The organism is Bacteroides caecigallinarum (assembly GCF_021531075.1).
In the GTDB taxonomy this organism is placed as follows: Bacteria; Bacteroidota; Bacteroidia; order Bacteroidales; family Bacteroidaceae; genus Phocaeicola; species Phocaeicola caecigallinarum_B.
The window spans coordinates 65,886-85,979 of sequence record NZ_JADYTJ010000007.1 but is presented as its reverse complement, the minus strand read 5'-3'; the positions used below and the strand labels follow the sequence as shown (position 1 = coordinate 85,979).

General features: G+C 41.8%; 15 protein-coding genes and 1 tRNA gene. 12 read left to right on the top strand and 4 right to left on the bottom strand.

Annotated elements, in window-relative coordinates:
- Positions 1-110 precede the first annotated feature (110 nt).
- Positions 111-1,265 carry a tetratricopeptide repeat protein gene (locus tag I6E11_RS03650; protein WP_235336459.1) on the bottom strand — a complete coding sequence of 385 codons (1,155 nt, stop codon included), beginning with the start codon at positions 1,263-1,265 and terminating at the stop codon, positions 111-113.
- A gap of 123 nt (positions 1,266-1,388) precedes the next feature.
- On the opposite strand from I6E11_RS03650, the gene I6E11_RS03645 reads away from it, so the two are divergent.
- From I6E11_RS03645 to I6E11_RS03625, 5 genes are all read left to right on the top strand, one after another.
- Complete coding sequence (locus I6E11_RS03645) at positions 1,389-2,138, top strand: polyprenol monophosphomannose synthase (RefSeq protein ID WP_235336458.1); 750 nt, start codon at positions 1,389-1,391, stop codon at positions 2,136-2,138.
- Between the two features lie 31 nt (positions 2,139-2,169).
- Positions 2,170-3,510, top strand: a complete 1,341-nt coding sequence (locus I6E11_RS03640) for a dihydroorotase (RefSeq protein ID WP_235336457.1) — start codon at positions 2,170-2,172, stop codon at positions 3,508-3,510.
- A gap of 94 nt (positions 3,511-3,604) precedes the next feature.
- The gene (locus I6E11_RS03635) at positions 3,605-4,507 is read left to right on the top strand and encodes a vitamin B12 dependent-methionine synthase activation domain-containing protein (RefSeq protein WP_235336456.1); all 903 of its coding nucleotides are present in this window, start codon (positions 3,605-3,607) and stop codon (positions 4,505-4,507) included.
- 52 nt (positions 4,508-4,559) lie between these two features.
- Complete coding sequence (locus tag I6E11_RS03630; RefSeq protein WP_235336455.1) at positions 4,560-5,717, top strand: metallophosphoesterase; 1,158 nt, start codon at positions 4,560-4,562, stop codon at positions 5,715-5,717.
- A 19-nt stretch (positions 5,718-5,736) separates the two neighbouring features.
- Positions 5,737-6,489 (top strand): lysophospholipid acyltransferase family protein, encoded by a 753-nt coding sequence (locus I6E11_RS03625; RefSeq protein ID WP_235336454.1) that lies wholly within the window; start codon positions 5,737-5,739, stop codon positions 6,487-6,489.
- A 94-nt stretch (positions 6,490-6,583) separates the two neighbouring features.
- On the opposite strand, the gene I6E11_RS03620 is transcribed toward I6E11_RS03625, so the two are convergent.
- Positions 6,584-7,963 carry a threonine/serine exporter family protein gene (locus I6E11_RS03620; protein WP_235336453.1) on the bottom strand — a complete coding sequence of 460 codons (1,380 nt, stop codon included), beginning with the start codon at positions 7,961-7,963 and terminating at the stop codon, positions 6,584-6,586.
- Positions 7,964-8,249: 286 nt separating this feature from the next.
- Here I6E11_RS03620 and I6E11_RS03615 point away from each other — a divergent pair, with 286 nt between their 5' ends.
- From I6E11_RS03615 to I6E11_RS03605, 3 genes are read left to right on the top strand one after another with little or no spacing between them, the layout of a single operon-like run.
- A complete protein-coding gene (locus I6E11_RS03615) occupies positions 8,250-9,464 on the top strand; it encodes an efflux RND transporter periplasmic adaptor subunit (RefSeq protein ID WP_235325545.1) in 1,215 nt (404 codons plus the stop codon).
- 36 nt (positions 9,465-9,500) lie between these two features.
- Positions 9,501-12,626: an efflux RND transporter permease subunit gene (locus I6E11_RS03610; protein WP_235336452.1), complete on the top strand. Its 3,126-nt coding sequence runs from the start codon at positions 9,501-9,503 to the stop codon at positions 12,624-12,626.
- A 3-nt stretch (positions 12,627-12,629) separates the two neighbouring features.
- Entirely contained in the window at positions 12,630-14,024 is a 1,395-nt protein-coding gene (locus I6E11_RS03605) for a TolC family protein (protein ID WP_394800093.1), read from the top strand.
- A gap of 107 nt (positions 14,025-14,131) precedes the next feature.
- On the opposite strand, the gene I6E11_RS03600 is transcribed toward I6E11_RS03605, so the two are convergent.
- The gene (locus tag I6E11_RS03600; RefSeq protein WP_394800092.1) at positions 14,132-16,453 is read right to left on the bottom strand and encodes a TonB-dependent receptor; all 2,322 of its coding nucleotides are present in this window, start codon (positions 16,451-16,453) and stop codon (positions 14,132-14,134) included.
- 163 nt (positions 16,454-16,616) lie between these two features.
- Positions 16,617-16,976, bottom strand: coding sequence for a DUF8478 family putative metalloprotein (locus tag I6E11_RS03595; RefSeq protein ID WP_235336451.1), 360 nt, complete (start codon positions 16,974-16,976; stop codon positions 16,617-16,619).
- Between the two features lie 265 nt (positions 16,977-17,241).
- Between I6E11_RS03595 and I6E11_RS03590 the strand changes: the two genes are divergently transcribed.
- The 4 genes from I6E11_RS03590 (at position 17,242) to I6E11_RS03575 (ending at position 19,972) form a co-directional block, all read left to right on the top strand.
- Positions 17,242-17,871: a DUF8491 family protein gene (locus I6E11_RS03590; protein ID WP_235336449.1), complete on the top strand. Its 630-nt coding sequence runs from the start codon at positions 17,242-17,244 to the stop codon at positions 17,869-17,871.
- A gap of 72 nt (positions 17,872-17,943) precedes the next feature.
- Complete coding sequence (locus tag I6E11_RS03585; protein WP_235336448.1) at positions 17,944-18,528, top strand: uracil-DNA glycosylase family protein; 585 nt, start codon at positions 17,944-17,946, stop codon at positions 18,526-18,528.
- Positions 18,529-18,604: 76 nt separating this feature from the next.
- Positions 18,605-18,677 (top strand) — tRNA-Trp (locus I6E11_RS03580).
- A gap of 251 nt (positions 18,678-18,928) precedes the next feature.
- Positions 18,929-19,972: a tyrosine-type recombinase/integrase gene (locus tag I6E11_RS03575; protein WP_235336447.1), complete on the top strand. Its 1,044-nt coding sequence runs from the start codon at positions 18,929-18,931 to the stop codon at positions 19,970-19,972.
- The last annotated feature ends 122 nt before the right edge of the window (positions 19,973-20,094 follow it).

Genomic DNA, 20,094 nt, shown 5'->3' with positions numbered 1-20,094 from the left:
GACATCGTATCGTCTACCCGTAAAATGTATCAATTTGATTTTAAGCAATTTACAGTCACAGAAGATAAAGCTTTATGCGGACATTTGTATTTTTCTTCTTAATTTCAGGCTTAGGAGCCACAGGTTTCGTGCACCCGGCTTGCTTCTATCTTCTTCTGTATTCTGAATTTTGCCTTGGTAATAGAAGCGGGAGAAATTCCATAGAATATGGCAAGCTGTCCGGTAGTAAACCCAAGTTTTACAAGGCAGCTTATTTCCTTGTCACGGTCAGTCAGTTCGCCGACTGCATCAAGGCTTACGGAAAAACCTGGAAACAAAGAATCGGCAAACATAAAAAGATTATTCCACTCGTCAGCCGATTTCACCGGCATATACGATGGTGAGGATTTCATTTTATTTATAAGTGCAACAACTCCTACATTTGTGTCGGACAGCAACAGTTCTTCCTTTCGTTTCAACTGTTTTTCCTGTTCGCACAAATAGTTCTCACGACAGGTATAGAAGTCTTTTCTGTCATTACTTTCCCTTATAACATTATCAAGATTTGTTTCTGCCTCTTTCCTGCCACGATAGAAGAAAAACGACAAGGCACCGAATGCCCCAAACAGGAACATTCCCGTAGCAGCATTTATCATGCCGGTTTTTCTCTCATTCTCTTTTCTCAACAAAGCCTTTTCATGATTAAACTCTGCTTCCATTGACATGAGTTTTTCCCTGTCATCTACTGTACCCAGCGAGTCTGCCCTTACTGTACGGACAATGGAATTCCAATCCTTGTCATTATTTCCAAAAGAATATAGTCCGTAATCATCCTTGAAAACATTTTGCAATTGATTTTCAAAGGCTATTGTCCGGCATCTATTGATGAAATATTGTGCCGTATCTTTCTGATTAAGCATCAGATAATCAAGCCCGAGCCTTCCGGCAGCCTCGCATACCAACTTTTCATCATTCATCCTCAATGCGATATTATATCCTTCGCGATGGTTTTCTACGGCCTTCTCATACATTCCGTATTTAAAATGAAAATCACCAAGACGGTTATAGGCAGATACTTTCAGTACCGTGTCCTGCTTTTCCTTGAACAGGTCAATAGCATTAAGATAACAAATCATGGCATTTCCGGCATCACCACTCGATTCGTAAAACCTGGCTTTTTCCAACCAATGCGAGGTGTCGCCAGCGTTTTTTCTTTGAATAGAAGTACATGATGCCGAAATACAACAAGCAACAAATGCAAATATTATATATACAATGTGTTTCATGTGGATATTTCTTTATACTCTACAAATGTAATATTTCCATCCAATATTATCAATATACGTTTATCAAACTTTCCCTTTTTTTTCATACCTTTGTTTTTTAGTATAAACCATACAATTTATCTTATGCAAAACAGTGACAGCATCATCATAATTCCTACTTACAATGAGAAGGAAAACATTGAGAATATAATACGCACAGTATTCGGACTGGAGAAGTTTTTCCATATCATTATTATAGAGGACAATTCCCCGGACGGAACTGCAGACATAGTGAGAAGGTTGCAGAACGAATTCCCGGAAAGGCTTTTCATGATTGAAAGAAAAGGTAAACTGGGACTTGGTACTGCATATATCACCGGTTTCAAATGGGCTATAGAGAATAAATACGACTATATTTTCGAAATGGATGCAGACTTCAGCCACAATCCGAATGACTTGCCACGACTCTACAAGGCTTGTCATGATGACGGTGGAGATGTGGCTATAGGTTCAAGATATATCAGCGGAGTGAACGTGGTGAACTGGCCTATGGGCAGGGTACTTATGTCGTACTTTGCATCCAAATATGTAAGAATTATCACCGGAATACCAGTCCACGACACTACTGCCGGTTTCAAATGCTACAGACGTGAGGTGCTTGAGACTATCGATCTTGATAAAATACGATTCAAAGGATATGCATTCCAGATAGAAATGAAGTTCACTGCCTACAAGTGTGGATTCAAGATTATAGAAGTACCGGTGATATTCATAAATCGCGAACTCGGCACTTCGAAGATGAACAGCAGTATTTTCGGTGAAGCAGTGTTTGGAGTGATGAAACTGAAATGGGACAGTTGGTTCAAGAAGTATCCTAAGAGGAAAAGTTGTTAGTTTTTAGTTGTTAGTTACTAGTTTTTAGAAGATGAAAAGAATTTGGATAAAGAATGCTGTCATTGTGAACGAGGGCAGACAGTTTAAAGGCTCGGTTGTAACTGAGGATGAAACAATATACAGAATAATAGAAGGCGATGCTACGCCTGAATGTGATATAAACGAAACTATTGATGCAGAAGGCTGTTTTCTATTACCAGGAGTGATAGACGACCATGTGCATTTCCGCGACCCTGGACTTACTCACAAGGCTGACATGGCGACAGAAACTGCCGCAGCTGCTGCGGGTGGTGTGACTTCGTTCATGGATATGCCTAACTGCAATCCACAGACCACTACCATAGAGGCTCTGGAAAACAAATTTGCCGATGCTGCTACCAAGTGTGTGGTGAACTATTCTTTTTATTTCGGGGCAACAAACAACAACGCCGACCAGCTTAAAAATCTTGACAAGACTCACGTGTGTGGCGTGAAACTGTTTATGGGCGCCAGTACAGGCAACATGCTTGTGGACCGCATGGAAGCTCTGAAGAAAATTTTCTCAGAAGCGGGAATGCTTATTGCGACTCACTGTGAGGACCAGACCGTGATAAGCCGTAATACTGCAGAAGTGAAAGAAAAGTATGGCGAAGATGCTGATATTTCTCTTCATCCGATAATCCGCAGCGAGGAGGCTTGCTACAACTCATCATCGCTTGCAGTGAAACTGGCTAAGGAAACAGGTGCCCGTCTTCATATCCTGCATGTAAGTACCGCCAAGGAACTGGAACTGTTCGAAGACAAACCTATGAAGGAAAAGAAAATCACTTCGGAGGCTTGCGTATCTCACCTTATGTTCTGTGATGAGGACTACAAGACTCTTGGCGGACGCATAAAGTGTAATCCTAGTATCAAGACACGTGCAGACCGTGACGCACTGAGAAAAGCATTGAACAGTAACCTGATAGACGTGATAGGTACCGACCACGCTCCTCACCTTCTCTCTGAAAAACAGGGTGGCGCACTGAAAGCGGTATCAGGTATGCCTAGCCTGCAATTCTCATTGGTGAGTATTTATGAGCTTGTAAAAGAAGGTGTGTTGTCAGTAGAACAGCTTGTACAGAAAATGTGTCATGCTCCTGCCGAACTTTATCAGATCAAAGATAGAGGATTTATCCGCGAGGGATATAAGGCAGACCTGGTTATACTCAATCCCGACCATGAATGGACCGTCACTGCCGACTGCATCAAGAGCCGTTGCGGATGGAGTCCTATGGAAGGAAGAAACTTCCATGCCAAGGTTGAGAAAACTCTGGTAAACGGAACCGTGGTTTACGAAAATGATACCGTAAATACTGCCCACAGGGGTCAGGCACTGGTTTTTAACAGATGATTTTTGAAAACAGTTGTTAGTTATTAGTTGCCATCCGGACGGTTCTAACAACTAAAAACTAACAACTTTCAATTCTTAATTTTTAATTCAAGAAATGCGTACAAAAATTACCGTAAAGGAATACGACATACACGAACTGGCTGATTACATAAACTGGATTTACTTTTTCCATGCATGGGGATTCCAGCCCAAATATTCGTCAATAGCCGACATACATGGCTGTGACGGCTGTCGTGCTATGTGGCTTATATCTTTCAAGGAAGATGAAAGGCCAAAGGCTTCCGAGGCAATGCAACTGCACAAGGAAGCACAAAGAATGCTCAACAGCCTGGACGGACGTTTTAAGGTTTATGCAATGTACCGCCTGATGGATGCCAATTCGGACGGCGACAATCTGATAATGGAAGGAACAATATTTCCGCTGTTAAGACAACAATCAAGAGTTAAGGATTCTGACCCGTTCCTGTGCCTGAGCGATTTTGTAAGACCTGCGTCCTATGGTATGACTGATACTGTGGGATGTTTTGCCACTACTATCGACCCAGAGATGGAAAAAGAGTTTGAAGGCGACGACTATAAGATGATGCTCTGCAAGACTTTGGCAGAAAGATTGGCTGAAGCGGCAGCAGAAAAGATTCATGAAACAATCAGAAAATCGGTCTGGGGGTATGCTCCTGACGAAAATCTGAGCATAAAGGAATTGCTTAACGAAAAGTATTGCGGAATACGCCCTGCCGTAGGCTATCCGTCACTTCCCGACATTTCGGTGAACTTTCTGCTCGATGATTTGTTGGATATGAAGCGTATAGGAATAACTCTGACTGAAAATGGTATGATGCATCCTCATGCTTCGGTTAGCGGACTGATGTTTGCACATCCGCAGTCAAGATACTTTAGTGTAGGAAAAATAGATGAAGCACAGCTTGCAGACTATGCCGAAAGACGTGGCAAGACTGCCGACGAGATGAGAAAGTATCTGAGGGCGAATATTGGATAATTAGTTTTTAGTTGTTAGTTTTTAGTTGTTAGTTATTAATTTTTAATTCTTAATGATCTTACTTAGAGTTACAATATTTTTTCTGCTGATGCTGTTGTTGCCGGACTGGTACATATACCGTATATATATAAGGTATAAAAACAACAAACTTTACAGAAGACTTCTGTGGTGGCCTACCATAGGACTACTTGTGCTTCTGGTTCTCTTCATAGCCTTGCACGACAGTCTGCACGACTATTTCGGCATATACCTTATCATAACTTTATGTTTCTGCATTCCCAAACTGACGTTTGTCTTATTCAGCCTTCTACTGAGGGGTATAAATAAAGTTACAGGACTGAAAATTCCTCATGCAGTCATATCAAGTCTGCCTGCTCTGGCTATACTGGGATATATACTTTTCGGAGCAATAAAAGGCAAAGAGAATTTCAAGGTAAGAGAGGTGACATTTACATCGGCCAACCTGCCTGAAGAATTCGACGGGTACAGGATTCTGCAACTCTCGGACATACATTCCGGAAGTTGGAAAGGAAATCCGGAAGCATTGAAAAAAGCGATAGATATATGCAACAGTCAGAATGCGGATCTGGCATTGTTTACCGGCGACCTGGTAAACAGCCGTGCCGACGAACTTCTGGAGTTTTCCGAAATATTCTCTGAACTAAAGGCAAAGGATGGTGTTTACTCTGTATTGGGTAACCACGACTATGGAACATATGTCAAATGGAACTCCGAAGCCGACAGACTTGCCAATTTGGATTCGCTTATTAACCGCGAAAACAGGATGGGATGGAGAATGCTGAACAACAGTCATACCATCATCAGAAGAGGTAATGACTCTATAGCAGTGATAGGAGTAGAAAACAGCGGACGCCCGCCCTTCCCAGACTATGCCCGTCTGAAAGAGGCCTCAACTGGTACCGAAGATATGTTTCAGATATTGATGAGCCACGACCCTACCCACTGGCGTAGAGAGGTTCTGCCAAAATCGGATATAGAACTCACTCTGTCCGGACATACACATGATATGCAGATTACATTCTTCGGACTGTCCGTTTCATCGTTCATCTATCCGGAACACAATGGTATGTATATGGATGGTGATAAAGGACTTTACGTAAACATAGGACTAGGACATGTACTATTCCCGATGCGCCTTGGAGCATGGCCGGAAATAACAATTATCACTCTAAAAAACTCAAGAACTTAAAAACTTAAAAACTCAAAATATGAAATTTCTATTCATTATCTATCAAATTTGCATTTGGTTGCCTATTTTCCTTGTCACAACCATTCTTACGGCACTGACAACCATGATTGGATGCCATTTGGGTAACGGACATTTCTGGGGGTATTATCCCGGAAAAATATGGTCTCAAATAACATGCTACACGTTGCTGCTTCCTATAAAGGTGACAGGACGTGAAAACATAGACCAAAATCAGTCATACGTTTTTGTGGCAAATCATCAGGGTTCGTTCGACATCTTCCTTATTTACGGTTTCCTTGGAAGAAACTTCAAATGGATGATGAAGAAAAGCCTTAGAAAAATACCATTTGTGGGTAAGGCTTGCGAATCGGCAGGATTTATCTTCGTAGACAAATCGGGTCCGAGAAAAATTCACGAGACCATAGAACAGGCTTTCCACGTACTGAAAGACGGTACTTCACTGGTGGTTTTTCCTGAAGGTGCAAGAACATTTACAGGACACATGGGAATCTTCAGAAAAGGAGCATTCCAGTTGGCTGACGAACTTCAGCTTCCTGTTGTTCCGCTGACTATTGACGGTTCGTTCAATATACTTCCACGTACCGGCAAACTGCTGTCATGGTATCCTATGAAGCTTACTATCCACAAGCCTATTTTCCCGAAATGCAAAGGTCCTGAAAACATCAAGGAACTCATGGAAGAATCTTACAAGGTGATAGAGAGTGCGTTGCCTGACGAATATAAAGGAAAAGTTGACAATCCTGACCAATAAATCAGTAAATATAAAAAATCAGCTCCGGCATATAGGGATTTGTTTCCTTATGCCGGAGCTGTTTTTTTTATTGTATTATATCAATCTGCACTGATTACCATTCAACGAACTTGCCGCGTGCTCTACGGTCTGCCAAAATTTCTTTCAGGCGTTTGTTCTTTTCCTTAGCGATAAATTTACGTCCGAAGATATTAGGAATGGCAACTCCCAGGGAGATACACAATATCACCATACCCGAAGTGATACCGCTCTGGATAGCCTTCATCAAAACTGAAATCTGTTCAGGCGATTCCACATTCATATTGATGATACCGAAAAGCATACGGTACATAAGAACTCCCGGAATCATAGGAATAACAGAAGGGATGGTCAATACGTGGTTTGGACAGTGGAACCAGTGTACAGCCTTGATAGCTATAAGGCTCACCAATACAGAACCTGCAAACGATCCCATCACCAGTCCCATGTCAAGACCGATATTGTCTGTACTCGGACCGAGATTTACGAAGTTACGTGTACAAACAGCTATAATACCTCCTATGGCAACAACCCACAACAGACGGCGCGGTATATTGAATATCATAGAGAATCCCATTGCAGAAATGGCAGCAGCTATGGCATACTCGAAATAATTGTGATGAGGAACCATACTGATAGTAGGGAAGAAATTCTCAATGTGGCAAATCTTAACGGCAAACGCGATACCGAAAGCCATTGCAGAAACCATAAGCAGAGTATTGACAGCTCTGACAACACCAACCTGGATGTAATTGTCGAGCATATCATCGACAAAGTTTATCAAAGGAACACCCGGTACGATAAACAGCGCGCATGCCAACAGAGGATGCCAAGGTGTTGATGTCCATGAAGCGGGCAATAGAGTTGAAGCCCATGCTATCATAGTTGAGACAAACGCGGCAATGGCAATACCCATATAATGGTTAAGTCCTGATTCGTTGCAGTGTGCACGAACTCTCATACCGATAATGGCTGCTATTGAAGCATAGAGAAACGCAACCCAGTCGCAACCGAACTGAATACAGAAACCGCCGCAGGCAAATCCGGCACCGATAGCTACTTGCCAAGGAGTATAGTTACGTTTGCGCTTGCGAATTTCTTCCAGTTCTGCCTCGTATTGGTCGAGTGTGTAATCGTTCTCTATGGCACGCCAAGACAATTTACTTACAGCGGAAATAGCTGTCATATTCACTCCATGACCTTCTATTCTTTGGAATTTAGTAAATGAGTAATCACCATCACTCACATTTACCATAAGCATTGTGAAGCTGACATTGATGTGAAGTTTTTCTTCCGGAATACCCAGGAAAGCGGCAGTACGCTTCATGTTTCTTACCACACGGTTGGTGTCTGCAAGACTCTCAACCAATAGTTTTCCGGTACGTAGAAGTAAATCTACACGTCGATGAAGCAACAGTTCATCGTGTACTTTTTCTGTCGTCTGAAGATGTTCCATATAGTCAAGTTTTGTTTTCGGCTGCAAAGGTATTAATTATTCCTATTTTATGTGTATCTTTGCAATGCAATATTGTACAAAAAATTTATCTGTACCTGAATAAGAGACAGAAAAAATCACATATCGTTTCCACAGTTTTGTGGAAAAATTACACAGTATTATAACAAAGACTACTTAACAAAATATCTTAAACAATTTATTTACAACAAGATAGGATTTCCGTTACAATTATGGCACATAGATTGTCATAGCTAATTCGGCATCTAAAATATTAACAGATAAGTATATGAAACGATTTTTAACAAAGAGAGACTTGAAGTTCAAGAAGAAACAGGCCATTTACGCATGCATCTGCATTATCTTAGTAGTAGGTCTTTATTTTATCTTCAACAGGAAAGAAAAACCTGTCGTCGAAAGACCTATAGTATGTGTGCAACCTGTCGTACAGGAGAATGTTGAAATCTATGGAGATTATGTAGGACGAATCAGAGCGCAACTTTTTGTTGAAGTCAGAGCCAGAGTGGAAGGCTTCCTGGAAAGAATGCACTTTGAAGAAGGTAGTTACGTTAAAAAAGATCAGGTACTTTTTGTCATCAATCAGGACCAATACCGCGCAAAAGCAGACAAGGCCAGAGCACAATTAAAGAAAGACGAGGCTACGGCTCTGAAAGCCAAACGTGATTTGGACCGTATCCGCCCACTTTATGAACAGAACGCTGCCAGCCAGCTGGATCTGGACAATGCCATTGCAGCGTACGAAACGGCAGAGGCTAGTGTAGGAATGAGCAAGGCTGACCTTGAACAGGCCGAACAGGAACTGGGATATACCATCGTACGCTCCCCTATTTCAGGACATATAAGTGAAAGACTTGTTGACCCGGGAACACTGGTAGGAACAGGAGGCAAATCACTGCTTGCCACAATTGTAAAGAGTGACACCGTAAACGTGGATTTCAGCATGACAGCCCTTGACTATCTTAAAAGCAAGGAAAGAAACGTTACATTCGGTCAGAAAGATACTACACGTACATGGAAACAAACTGTAACGGTTACACTGCCGGACAATACCGTATATGAGCACAAAGGTCTGGTGGATTTCGCGGCTCCGCAGGTTAATCCAAAGACAGGTACATTCCAGGTAAGAGCTGAACTTCCAAATCCCGAACATGTACTTCTTCCGGGACAGTTTACAAGCGTAAAAGTACTTCTCGACGTAAGAGAGAATGCTACAGTTATTCCAAAGAAATCACTTATCATCGAAAAAGGCGGATCATACGTATTCGTGATGCGACGTGACTCCGTAGCAGAAAGACGCTTCATCGAGATAGGTCCGGAATTCAAGAACGATGTTGTAGTGGAAAGAGGTCTGGCACCGGGAGAAATGATTGTGACAGAAGGTTACCACAAGCTGACACCGGGAGTGAAAGTACAGGTAGCTCCTGAAGATATAAGCCAGGAGGAAAACAAGGCTGACAATGACAGCAGCACTACAAGCAAGTGAAATTAACACAGAGGTAAACTAACCAAGCTACAATTTATGAAAGTAAGTTTCTTTATAGACAGGCCGGTATTCTCGGCTGTCATCTCAATACTTATTGTCATAGTAGGTATCATAGGATTGATGATGCTTCCTATCGACCAATACCCACAGATTACTCCGCCTGTGGTTAAAATCAGCGCCTCATATCCGGGTGCGAGTGCCGTAACCGTTTCTCAGGCGGTGGCAACTCCTATCGAGCAAGAACTCAACGGTACTCCCGGTATGCTTTATATGGAATCAAACAGTTCGAATACAGGTAGTTTCTCGGCTACGGTAACTTTCGATATATCTGCCGATCCTGATATGGCATCCGTTGAAATACAGAACCGTGTGAAACTGGCTGAATCAAGACTTCCGGCGGAAGTTGTTCAGAACGGTATAGAAGTGGAGAAACAGGCTGCCAGCCAGCTTATGACCCTTACATTAGTATCTGACGACCCTAAGTTTGACGAAATCTATCTTAGTAACTTTGCCACACTTTATGTTCTCGACCTTCTGCGCCGTATTCCTGGGGTGGGTCGCGTATCGAACATCGGTAGCCGTTATTACGCAATGCAGATTTGGGTTGACCCTGCCAAGCTTGCCAATTACGGACTGACAGTAAAGGATTTGCAGAGTGCATTGAAAGACCAGAACCGTGAGTCGGCAGCCGGAGTACTCGGTCAGCAGCCTATGTCGAACGGAATAGATATTACCATACCTATCACAGCCCAGGGACGTCTTTCTTCTGCATCCCAGTTTGAAGAAATAGTGCTTAGAGCAAATCCCGACGGTTCACTTATCAGAATGAAGGATGTGGCAAGAGTTTCGCTCGAGGCATCATCATACAGTACCGAGAGTGGAATCAACGGTGGTAACGCAGCTGTGCTTGGCATATACATGCTCCCGGGAGCCAACGCAATGGAAGTGGCACAAAGAGTGAAAGATACAATGGAGGAAATCAGCCAGACATTCCCGGAAGGTCTGGAATACAATTTCCCGTTCGATATGACAAACTACATCTCGCAGTCTATCCATGAGGTGTACAAGACACTGTTCGAGGCATTGTTCCTGGTGATTGTGGTGGTCTTCCTGTCACTTCAGAGCTGGAGAGCGACGCTCATTCCGGTCGTGGCAGTACCTATATCGCTTATCGGTACATTCGGTTTCATGCTGATATTCGGGTTCTCACTCAATATGCTTACACTTTTGGGACTTGTACTTGCAATCGGTATAGTAGTGGACGATGCCATCGTGGTGGTGGAAAATGTGGAACGAATAATGGAGGAGGAAAAACTCAGTCCTTACGAGGCCACAAAGAAAGCTATGGAAGGTCTTGTTGGAGCCGTAATAGCAACATCACTTGTGCTGGCTGCGGTGTTCGTTCCTGTAAGTTTCCTTTCCGGTATCACAGGACAGTTGTACCGTCAGTTTACAGTGACAATCGTTGTGTCAGTACTTCTTTCCACTGTTGTGGCATTGACATTAAGTCCGGTGATGTGTTCTCTGATATTGAAACCTACAGATCCGGACAAGCCTAAAAACAGAGTGTTCAACTGGATAAACAAATGGCTGGGTATCGGTAATAACCAGTACGTGAAATATATAAAACGTATAATCAAGAATCCGCGCCGCGTAATGGCAGGTTTCGGTATGGCACTCATATTTATATATGTGTTCCACAGATTGGTTCCTACCAGCTTCCTTCCGGTAGAGGACCAGGGATATTTCACTGTAGAGCTTGAATTGCCTGAGACTGCCACACTTGAACGTACACGCAAGGTTACTGACAGAGCAATTGAATTCATAATGAAAGACCCTGCTGTGGAATATGTACAGAACGTTACAGGTACCAGTCCACGTGTGGGAACAAGCCAAGCGAGAAGCCAGCTCACAGTTATCCTGAAAGAGTGGAAAGAGCGTGACAATACTACCATAGACGAGGTAATGGACCGAGTTCAGAAAGAACTTTCTAAATATCCAGAAAGCAAGGTTTATCTTTCTACACCACCTGTAATTCCGGGACTTGGTACAGCCGGAGGTTTCGAAATGCAGCTTGAAGCCAGAGGTGAGGCCACATACGACGATTTGGTACGGGCTACAGATACCCTGATGCATTATGCTTCTATGCGTAAAGAGATTGCAGGTCTGTCATCATCACTGCAGGCTGAAATTCCTCAGTTGTATTTCGATGTTGACCGCGACAAGGTGAAACTCTCAGGAGTACCAATGGCAGATGTGTTCTCTACAATGAAAACTTACACAGGTTCAGTATATGTGAACGATTTCAATATGTTCAACCGTATCTACCGTGTATATATCCAGGCTGAAGCTCCTTATCGCCAACAGCGTGAGAATATAGGTCTCTTCTTCGTCAAAGGTTCGTCAGGAGACATGATCCCGCTTACTGCACTTGGAACAACAGACTACACTACAGGTCCTGGTAGTATCAAACGTTTCAATATGTTCAATACATCTGTTATACGTGGTACAACTGCCAACGGTGCCAGTTCAGGACAAGTAATGGAAATTCTGGAACAGATAGCACGCGATAAACTTCCTGACAACATTGGTGTGGAATGGAGTGGTCTGTCATATCAGGAAAAGCAGGCAGGCGGACAGACAGGTATTATATTGTCACTGGTATTCCTGTTTGTATTCCTCTTTCTGGCAGCACTTTATGAAAGCTGGACTGTACCTATCGCTGTATTGATTTCACTTCCGGTTGCAGTACTCGGAGCATACGCCGGAGTAACATTGTGCGGACTTGAGAACGATACCTACTTCCAGATTGGTCTTGTAATGCTTATCGGTCTTGCTGCAAAGAATGCCATCCTTATCGTGGAATTCGCAAAAGACGAGGTAGATAAAGGCAGAGATGTGATAGAATCTGCCATACATGCGGCACAATTACGTTTCCGCCCTATCCTTATGACATCATTGGCATTTATCCTTGGTATGCTTCCAATGGTATTGGCTACAGGTCCGGGCTCTGCGAGCCGACAAGCTATCGGCACCGGAGTATTCTTCGGAATGATAATAGCCGTTACAGTAGGTATAGTGCTTGTGCCATTCTTCTTCGTAATGATATATAAGGCTACAGGCAAAATTAAACAGAAACGTATCAACATAAAGAAAGCATAATTTATGAAACATATAGCATCTATATTAAGACTGACAATCTTCTTCCTAATGGCTTCCACTATCGGTGGTTGCCAGTTAGGAAAGCACTATACACGTCCTCAGATTGAGATGCCCGAAGTGCTTGACAGCATGAGCATGGACAGTACGTCAATGGGTGATTTCCCTTGGGAAGAACTTTATACGGACACTACGCTACAGGCTTTGATAAGGAAAACACTTGAATACAACAAGGATATGCTTATAGCCGGCGCACGTATAAAAGAGCTGGCTGCTATGAAGCGTATCGACTGGGCTAACATGTTTCCAGCTATAACCAACAGGATTTACTCCGAAGAGGAAGTGGAAAATTACGGTGGAAATAACCGTAAACCGGACGACCAGTTTGATATTAAATTCGGAATTTCATGGGAAGTGGATTTATGGGGTAACCTACGTTGGGCACGTGATAAGAGTATGGCTGATTTTATGGGATCCATAGAAAATCAGCGCGCTCTGAAAATGAGTCTCATTGCGCAAATGGCACAATCATATTTCGAATTGGTGGCATTAGACAATGAGTTGGCCATAGTCAGAAAGACTGTTGATGCGAGACGTGAAAGTCTGTATCTTGCCAGAATCAGATATGAAGGTGGATTGACAAACGAAACAGCGTTCAGACAGGCCCAGGTGGAATTGGCCAGAACAGCAACTCTTATTCCTGATCTTGAAAAGAAAATATCATTGAAAGAAAATGAAATAGCTTTCCTTACAGGCGAATATCCACATCATATAAACCGCTCAGTGCTGCCTGAAGATGTATTGCTACCGGCTACCCTACCAGTTGGTTTACCATCAAGCCTTTTGGAAAGACGTCCAGATGTAAGACAAGCGGAACAGTCGCTTATCGCTGCAAATGCAGCAGTCGGAGTGGCATTCACAAATATGTTTCCAAGACTGACTCTGACAGCATCATACGGAGCTGAAAGTGAGGAGTTGAAAGATATATTCAAATCTCCACATCACCTTATTACCGGTTCGCTCATTACCCCGATATTCAATTTTGGAAAGAATCGTGCGGCACTAAAAGCAAAGAAAGCCGCATACGAGCAGGCCACATACGCTTACGAAAAAGCTGTACTAAACGCATTCAAGGATGCAAGAAACGCAATCGTGGAATTCAACAAAACACGCGATATATACGAAACCAGATTGAGACTGGAACAGGCTTCGAAAAGTGCTCTTGACCTTGCTGAACTGCAATATATCAACGGAGTAATCGGTTATATCGACTTGCTGGATGCACAGCGTGGTTATCTGGATGCACAGATAGGATTGAGCAATGCAATACGCGACAAGCAGATTACCCTTGTAAACCTCTACAAGGCTCTTGGTGGCGGATGGTCACAAGAAACAAAATAGAAACATATTTACAATCCGTTCAGATACTGTTCAGGCGGTGTTCAGCGAACGTTTAGTGAACGTTCATTGAACACCGCCTGAATGTTTTTTATGATTGTCAAACAGTATTAATTAAAGAACTTTATTCCGATAAATACAGTTCTAGGCTGTGTAGGACCGTAGAAATATTTCGAGTCACGTCCTATGCCTTTATCCAAATCCTTCTGGAATGCATTGAAAATATTGTTCACACCACCATTTAACTGAAGCTTGAGATGGTCGTTCAATACAAATGTATAATTCAGTTTCAGGTTGAGTTCCATGAAATCCGGAGTTTTTTCAAGGACATCTTTCTCAATATAACCTGCAAAGTGAGGAACGAGCATACGTCCGGTATATACACCCGATAAAGAGAAATCAAAATTCTTGTTCTTGAACGGAGCTGAAGTAAACGTAAAATACCCGTAAAGGTCCGGAGTACGTGTCATCTTCTTTGTAGGTGCCACATCAGCATCCTCGCTCCAATAAACAGCCTCAGTGTATCTGCTCTGCTGTGCTGTAAAGCCCAACTGCAACTGGGCATCTCTGCCATGAGCTATCTTATAGTCGATATTCGCTCCATACACTCTAGCACCACGTCCGTTGCAACGTTCCTGTATAGTAGTTCCCTGCTGATCGCCCTCACCTATGTTTTTAAGATAGAACACATCGTTAAGCATTGTATAGAAACCCTCCACCAAAAGGTTTGACTGAAAATGACCAAACGAAGCACTCCAATCCACCGAACCACTGAAACTGTTTGAACGTTCCGGCTTCAATCCTTCTGCCAAACGGATAATCATAGCCTCACCACCTACGGCAGCCACATGAAGATCCTCATCGTATGCTTGTGGTGCACGGAAACCTGTTGACCATGTCAGACGTCCCTGTACATTATCAGCTGGTTTCCACAAGGCATTCACACGCGGACTGAATATAACATTATCTACCAGGTTATGTTTGTCAAGACGGAATCCAGCCAACAAAGTGAACTTATCCATTTTCCACTCGTTCTGAGCATATGCACTGGCAACTTTCACGTCCTGTTTCAAATCGCGGTTATATCCAGCCATTATATCATGCAAGGCATTATACTGATACTCCAAACCACCGGTGAAAGTAGCTGGAGAGAATAGACACTTATCCATATTGCCCACATACATTGCTCCACCTACGGCGGTAAGATCGTTAGTTGTTCCATATGCCTTACCCGGGTCATCAAGTTCCTGAGTGCCATAATAGCTGTTGCGGTCGATATGCTGAACAGAACCGTATACAGAAAGTTTATGGCGATATTCATTGAAGAAAACATCGTATGTCAGACCACCGCTGTTTATAATATGCTTAGTCTGTTCACAGATGTCTGCCTCATGTGGTTGCAGATTGAAATTGCTTCCTCCGCGTCTGAACTCATTTGTGGTATGATATTCCAGACTGATACGGCTGAAATGAGTAGGGCGATAATATGCTCTTAGCCCAAAAGTATTCATATTCAGTTTTCCAAGCTCAGAAAAACCATCTCCGTCTGCATCATACGGATTTCTGTTTCTGTACGACTGATACAATGCTATACCGTATGTATTATCAGATGAAACCAAAGAAGCATTGGCTCCCATATACTGCTCCCACGACTTTCCACCAAGATTAGACATATTGGTAGACACCTGGAAAGAATTGTTCACCGGGTCTTTTGTAATGATATTGATAGTTCCACCTACTGCGTTTGCCCCGAAAAGAGCCGAGCCACCGCCACGCACTACCTCTACCCTTTCAATCATATTTACAGGAATCTGCTCAAGACCGTACACTCCGGACAAAGCACTCATCACCGGACGGCTATTGATAAGTATCTGTGAGTATGGACCTTCAAGCCCATTGATACGTACCTGAGGGAAACCGCAGTTCTGACAATTGTTCTCCACACGTAACCCGGACTGGTAGTTAAGCGACTTTGCCAAATCAGTAGAATTTACCATTTCGAACAGTTTGTTGTTCATCACGTTCACCACTACAGGAGCAAGCTTTCTGCTTGTCTCATTTCTGTTGGCAGACACCACGACTTCATCTGTCATGATAGTTTCTTCAGAAAGAACAAAATGTACATCCACTGTATATTCATCACTCACATTTACCTCCTTGGTCTGCTGTGCATAGCCCACAGAATTTACTTTCAGCGTATATTTACCGGCTGGAACTTTTTTCAGCCTGAAATATCCATCAGTATCAGTCACAGTCCCCTCACCCGTTTCCACTATAATGACTGTAGCATATGGAAGACTGTTTTCTGTACCTTTTTCTATAACATGACCTGTAATCACGTTACCCTCTTTCACAGGATTATTATCGGCTCCTGCAGCCATGCTAACAATGGCACAAAAAAGAGCCGAAATGAATATTGATAATTTCTTCATTTCTTTATTATAAAGTTCTGCAAGCAAATAAGATTTCTCTTTTTAATTACCTGCAATATTTAAACTAATTTTTATTTGATAAGATGTTACGACGTACCTATCTCATGCCCATAGCAAAGTATAGTCATGAAACGATACAACCGGACATCAACAAGATGCCTGGTCAGACAAAAAGAAATGAAGAATAAGGTGGAGCACGCAAGCCTAAATCGGAATCAAACTCCGGCAACAGACATGTAGGTACATGTTCCGTATAATTAATAAGAAATACCGGCTGAAACGGTGAATTTACAAACAAAGGCTCCGAAGCTTCCAATGAATGGAAATCAGTAAGATAATGAAGAACCAAAGTCTGTCCGGCAGTATGTGTATGCTGATCCGAGAACGGATGCGAGTGCACCACCATCACACCGTTCACCACGTGCACGTGTGCATATGCAGAAATTATGGCATAATACACCACAAACACAGTGAGAAACAGCGATGCAGCTGCCCTAATCCATGTACGAGTGTTATTTGTCATAATTCTTTAATTTATTATAGTTTGTTTATTTGGTTTGCAAAGATACACAAAATAGTGCTGACATCAAGTTTATCAAGCTTTTATATGCATTAACAGCTATAAAATACCTATCTCTAGGTATATGTCTATACATTATCATTAAAATTTATCATAATGAAATAAAAAGCCAATCACAAACCATACACCAATAACTTTGCTACATTTTTCTGTTTATCACTTTTTATTCGTACTTTTGCAGCGAGAAAAAAAAATAACATTTAAATATATGAGTATATTTTCAAAACTATTCGGAAAGAAAAATACCGAAAATGCCGAAGAAACAGTAAGAGTAGGTGGAATGGAAGATTTCATGACACTCATCAGAGTTTACTATCAAGCTGTAATGGCTGCACAAATGGGTATAAGCAATATAAATTTCTTACCTGATTTGGCAGTATTCAAACGTACACTGAAAGTACCTACACAAAATAACAAATTAGGTATAGCAGAAAAATCACGCTGCAAAAAGATGCTAATTGAAATTTACGGTTTGAATGATAATTTCTTCAAAGAAATAGATGCTTCAGTTAAGAAAAACTGTAAGAACGTAAATGATATAAAATCATACTTGTTTATGTTCCAGGGGTTCAGCCAGGATTTGATGATGGTTATAGGAAACCTTATGCAATGGAAATTCCGTATGCCAAGCCTTCTTAAAAAAATGCTCCGTAACATGACAGAAAAAGCAATAAACGATATTCTGACAAAAACAGACTGGAAAGACGACGGAGTACGCAAGACATGCAATAACATCCGTCAATATAAACATGCGTTAGGCTACTCGGAAGAATGGATGAACGATTATGTTTATAATATAGTTCTTTTGGCAAAAAAAGAACCTAAACCAAAAGCATAAAACACATAACACAACATAAGGCGGAATTGATACTGTCACAACATCAATCCCGCCTTTATTTTTTATCCTGCAATGAACACTCCAAAAGACATAGAGCAACATCCTCTGGAACCATATCTTCCACCCAATGCTTCTGTATTAATGCTAGGAAGTTTCCCACCACAGCGTAAAAGGTGGAGTATGGACTTCTTCTACCCCAACCTGCAAAACGATATGTGGAGAATTTTCGGTCATATTTTCTTCAACAACAAAGAACACTTCCTAACCGAAAATAAAAAAGCATTTGATAAAGCAAGACTTGAAGAATTTCTTACACAAAAAGGAATAGCACTGTATGACACTGCTACGGCTGTAATAAGGCTTCAGGACAATGCTTCGGACAAATTCCTTGAAGTAGTCGAGCCTACAGACATTGAGTTACTGCTGAAACAGATACCTAAATGTAAAGCTATAATTACCACCGGACAGAAGGCTACTGATATTATATGTGAATATTTTTCCGTGAAACAACCTTCTATAGGCAACAAAACAAATATATCGTTTCATGACAGAAATCTATTCCTTTATAGAATGCCATCATCCAGCAGGGCATATCCATTAAAGCTTGAAAAAAAATCAGAGTTATACGCACAGGTTTTCAGAGAGTTACATATTTAAGACAAAACAAACTTGATTTTTCTTTAGAGAAAGCCTTGTATATATAAAAAAAAGTGCTACCTTTGCAACCGCAAACACGGGAATAGCTCAGTTGGTAGAGCATCGGTCTCCAAAACCGAGTGTCGGGAGTTCGAGCCTCTCTTCCCGTGCAGAAGTAAAAGGTTGTAACTCAGAGAGTTGCAACCTTTACTACTTTTACCCCGGGACGAAATCGGGACGATAATTTATCTGATTGTTTAATGTATTACGTTTTCGAGCTCGAAAAACGTAAAAAAAAATGTGTCCATCTAATCGTAAGAACGGTTCGGTTTTTAGCATAATTTCATACTCCGAGCCAAAACTACACACAGGGAAAAATTGGTATATTGACTTCTATTCTTTTGATCCTATAGAACAAAAGATGAAAAGAAAGAAGTATATGCTTAATGGAATATCTAAAGTATCAGACCGTCGTCGTCGTGCCAATGAAATCATCACAAACCTTAATGTTAAACTCCGTTCCGGCTGGAATCCGTGGGCTGATGTAGAAAATTCAAGGCAGTATACACTGTATATAGATATTATACATAGATATCATATATATTTAGAGAAATTGTATGCTGCAGGAACAATAAAGGAAAATACCATCAAGGATTATGAAAAACGTCTGAGGGTGTTTGAAGAATACACATCCAAACGTATTCCGGCAATAGTCTATGCCTACCAGATTGACCAGTCTTTCATATCAGACTTTCTTGACTATGTGCTGTTAGACCGTGATTCATCAGCCAGAACCCGGAATAACTATCGTACATGGCTATCATCAGTCTGCAATTGGATGATGGAAAAGCAGTACCTGGTTAAGAATCCGGTCGAAAATATCCGTATGCTGCAGGAAGATGAGAAGAAACGCTCTGCCCTATCGTCTGCAGATATACAGAAACTAAAGAAATATCTCAAGAAAGAGAACCCATACTTCCTGTTCTTATGCCAGTTCGCATATTACACCTTCATACGTCCGGATGAAATAACCAACATAAAACTTTCTGATATTTACCTGAAGGAACAGAAGGTCTTTATAGCTTCGAGCATAAGCAAGAACCGCAAGGATGGCATGGTAGGTCTTAATGACAAGCTCATCAAGACAATGCTTGACCTTGATATCTTCAAGAATCCCGGTGATTATTATCTGTTCGGTAAAGGATTTAAGCCATCGAAAGAAAAAGTCACCACAAAGGTTTACAGGAATTACTTTAACAAGGTACGTGAAAAACTAAAATTTCCAGACAGCTATCAATTCTATTCCCTGAAGGATTCCGGAATACGTGATTTGGCAAATGCCGAAGGTATTGTCATAGCTCGTGATCAGGCCCGCCATGCTGATGTATCAACAACCAATAAATATCTGAAAGGCGCCAGCATGACCGTACATGAAGAGACAAAGCATTTTGAAGGTGAATTCTGAAAAGCCATGTGCAATTGTGCAACTGTGCAAAATGAAGTAAGATTTGCTCACGACATTAACTTCGTGAGCAAATCTTTTATCGCATGAATAAAAGTTACAATCCCCAATTAGTATTTTTTGAG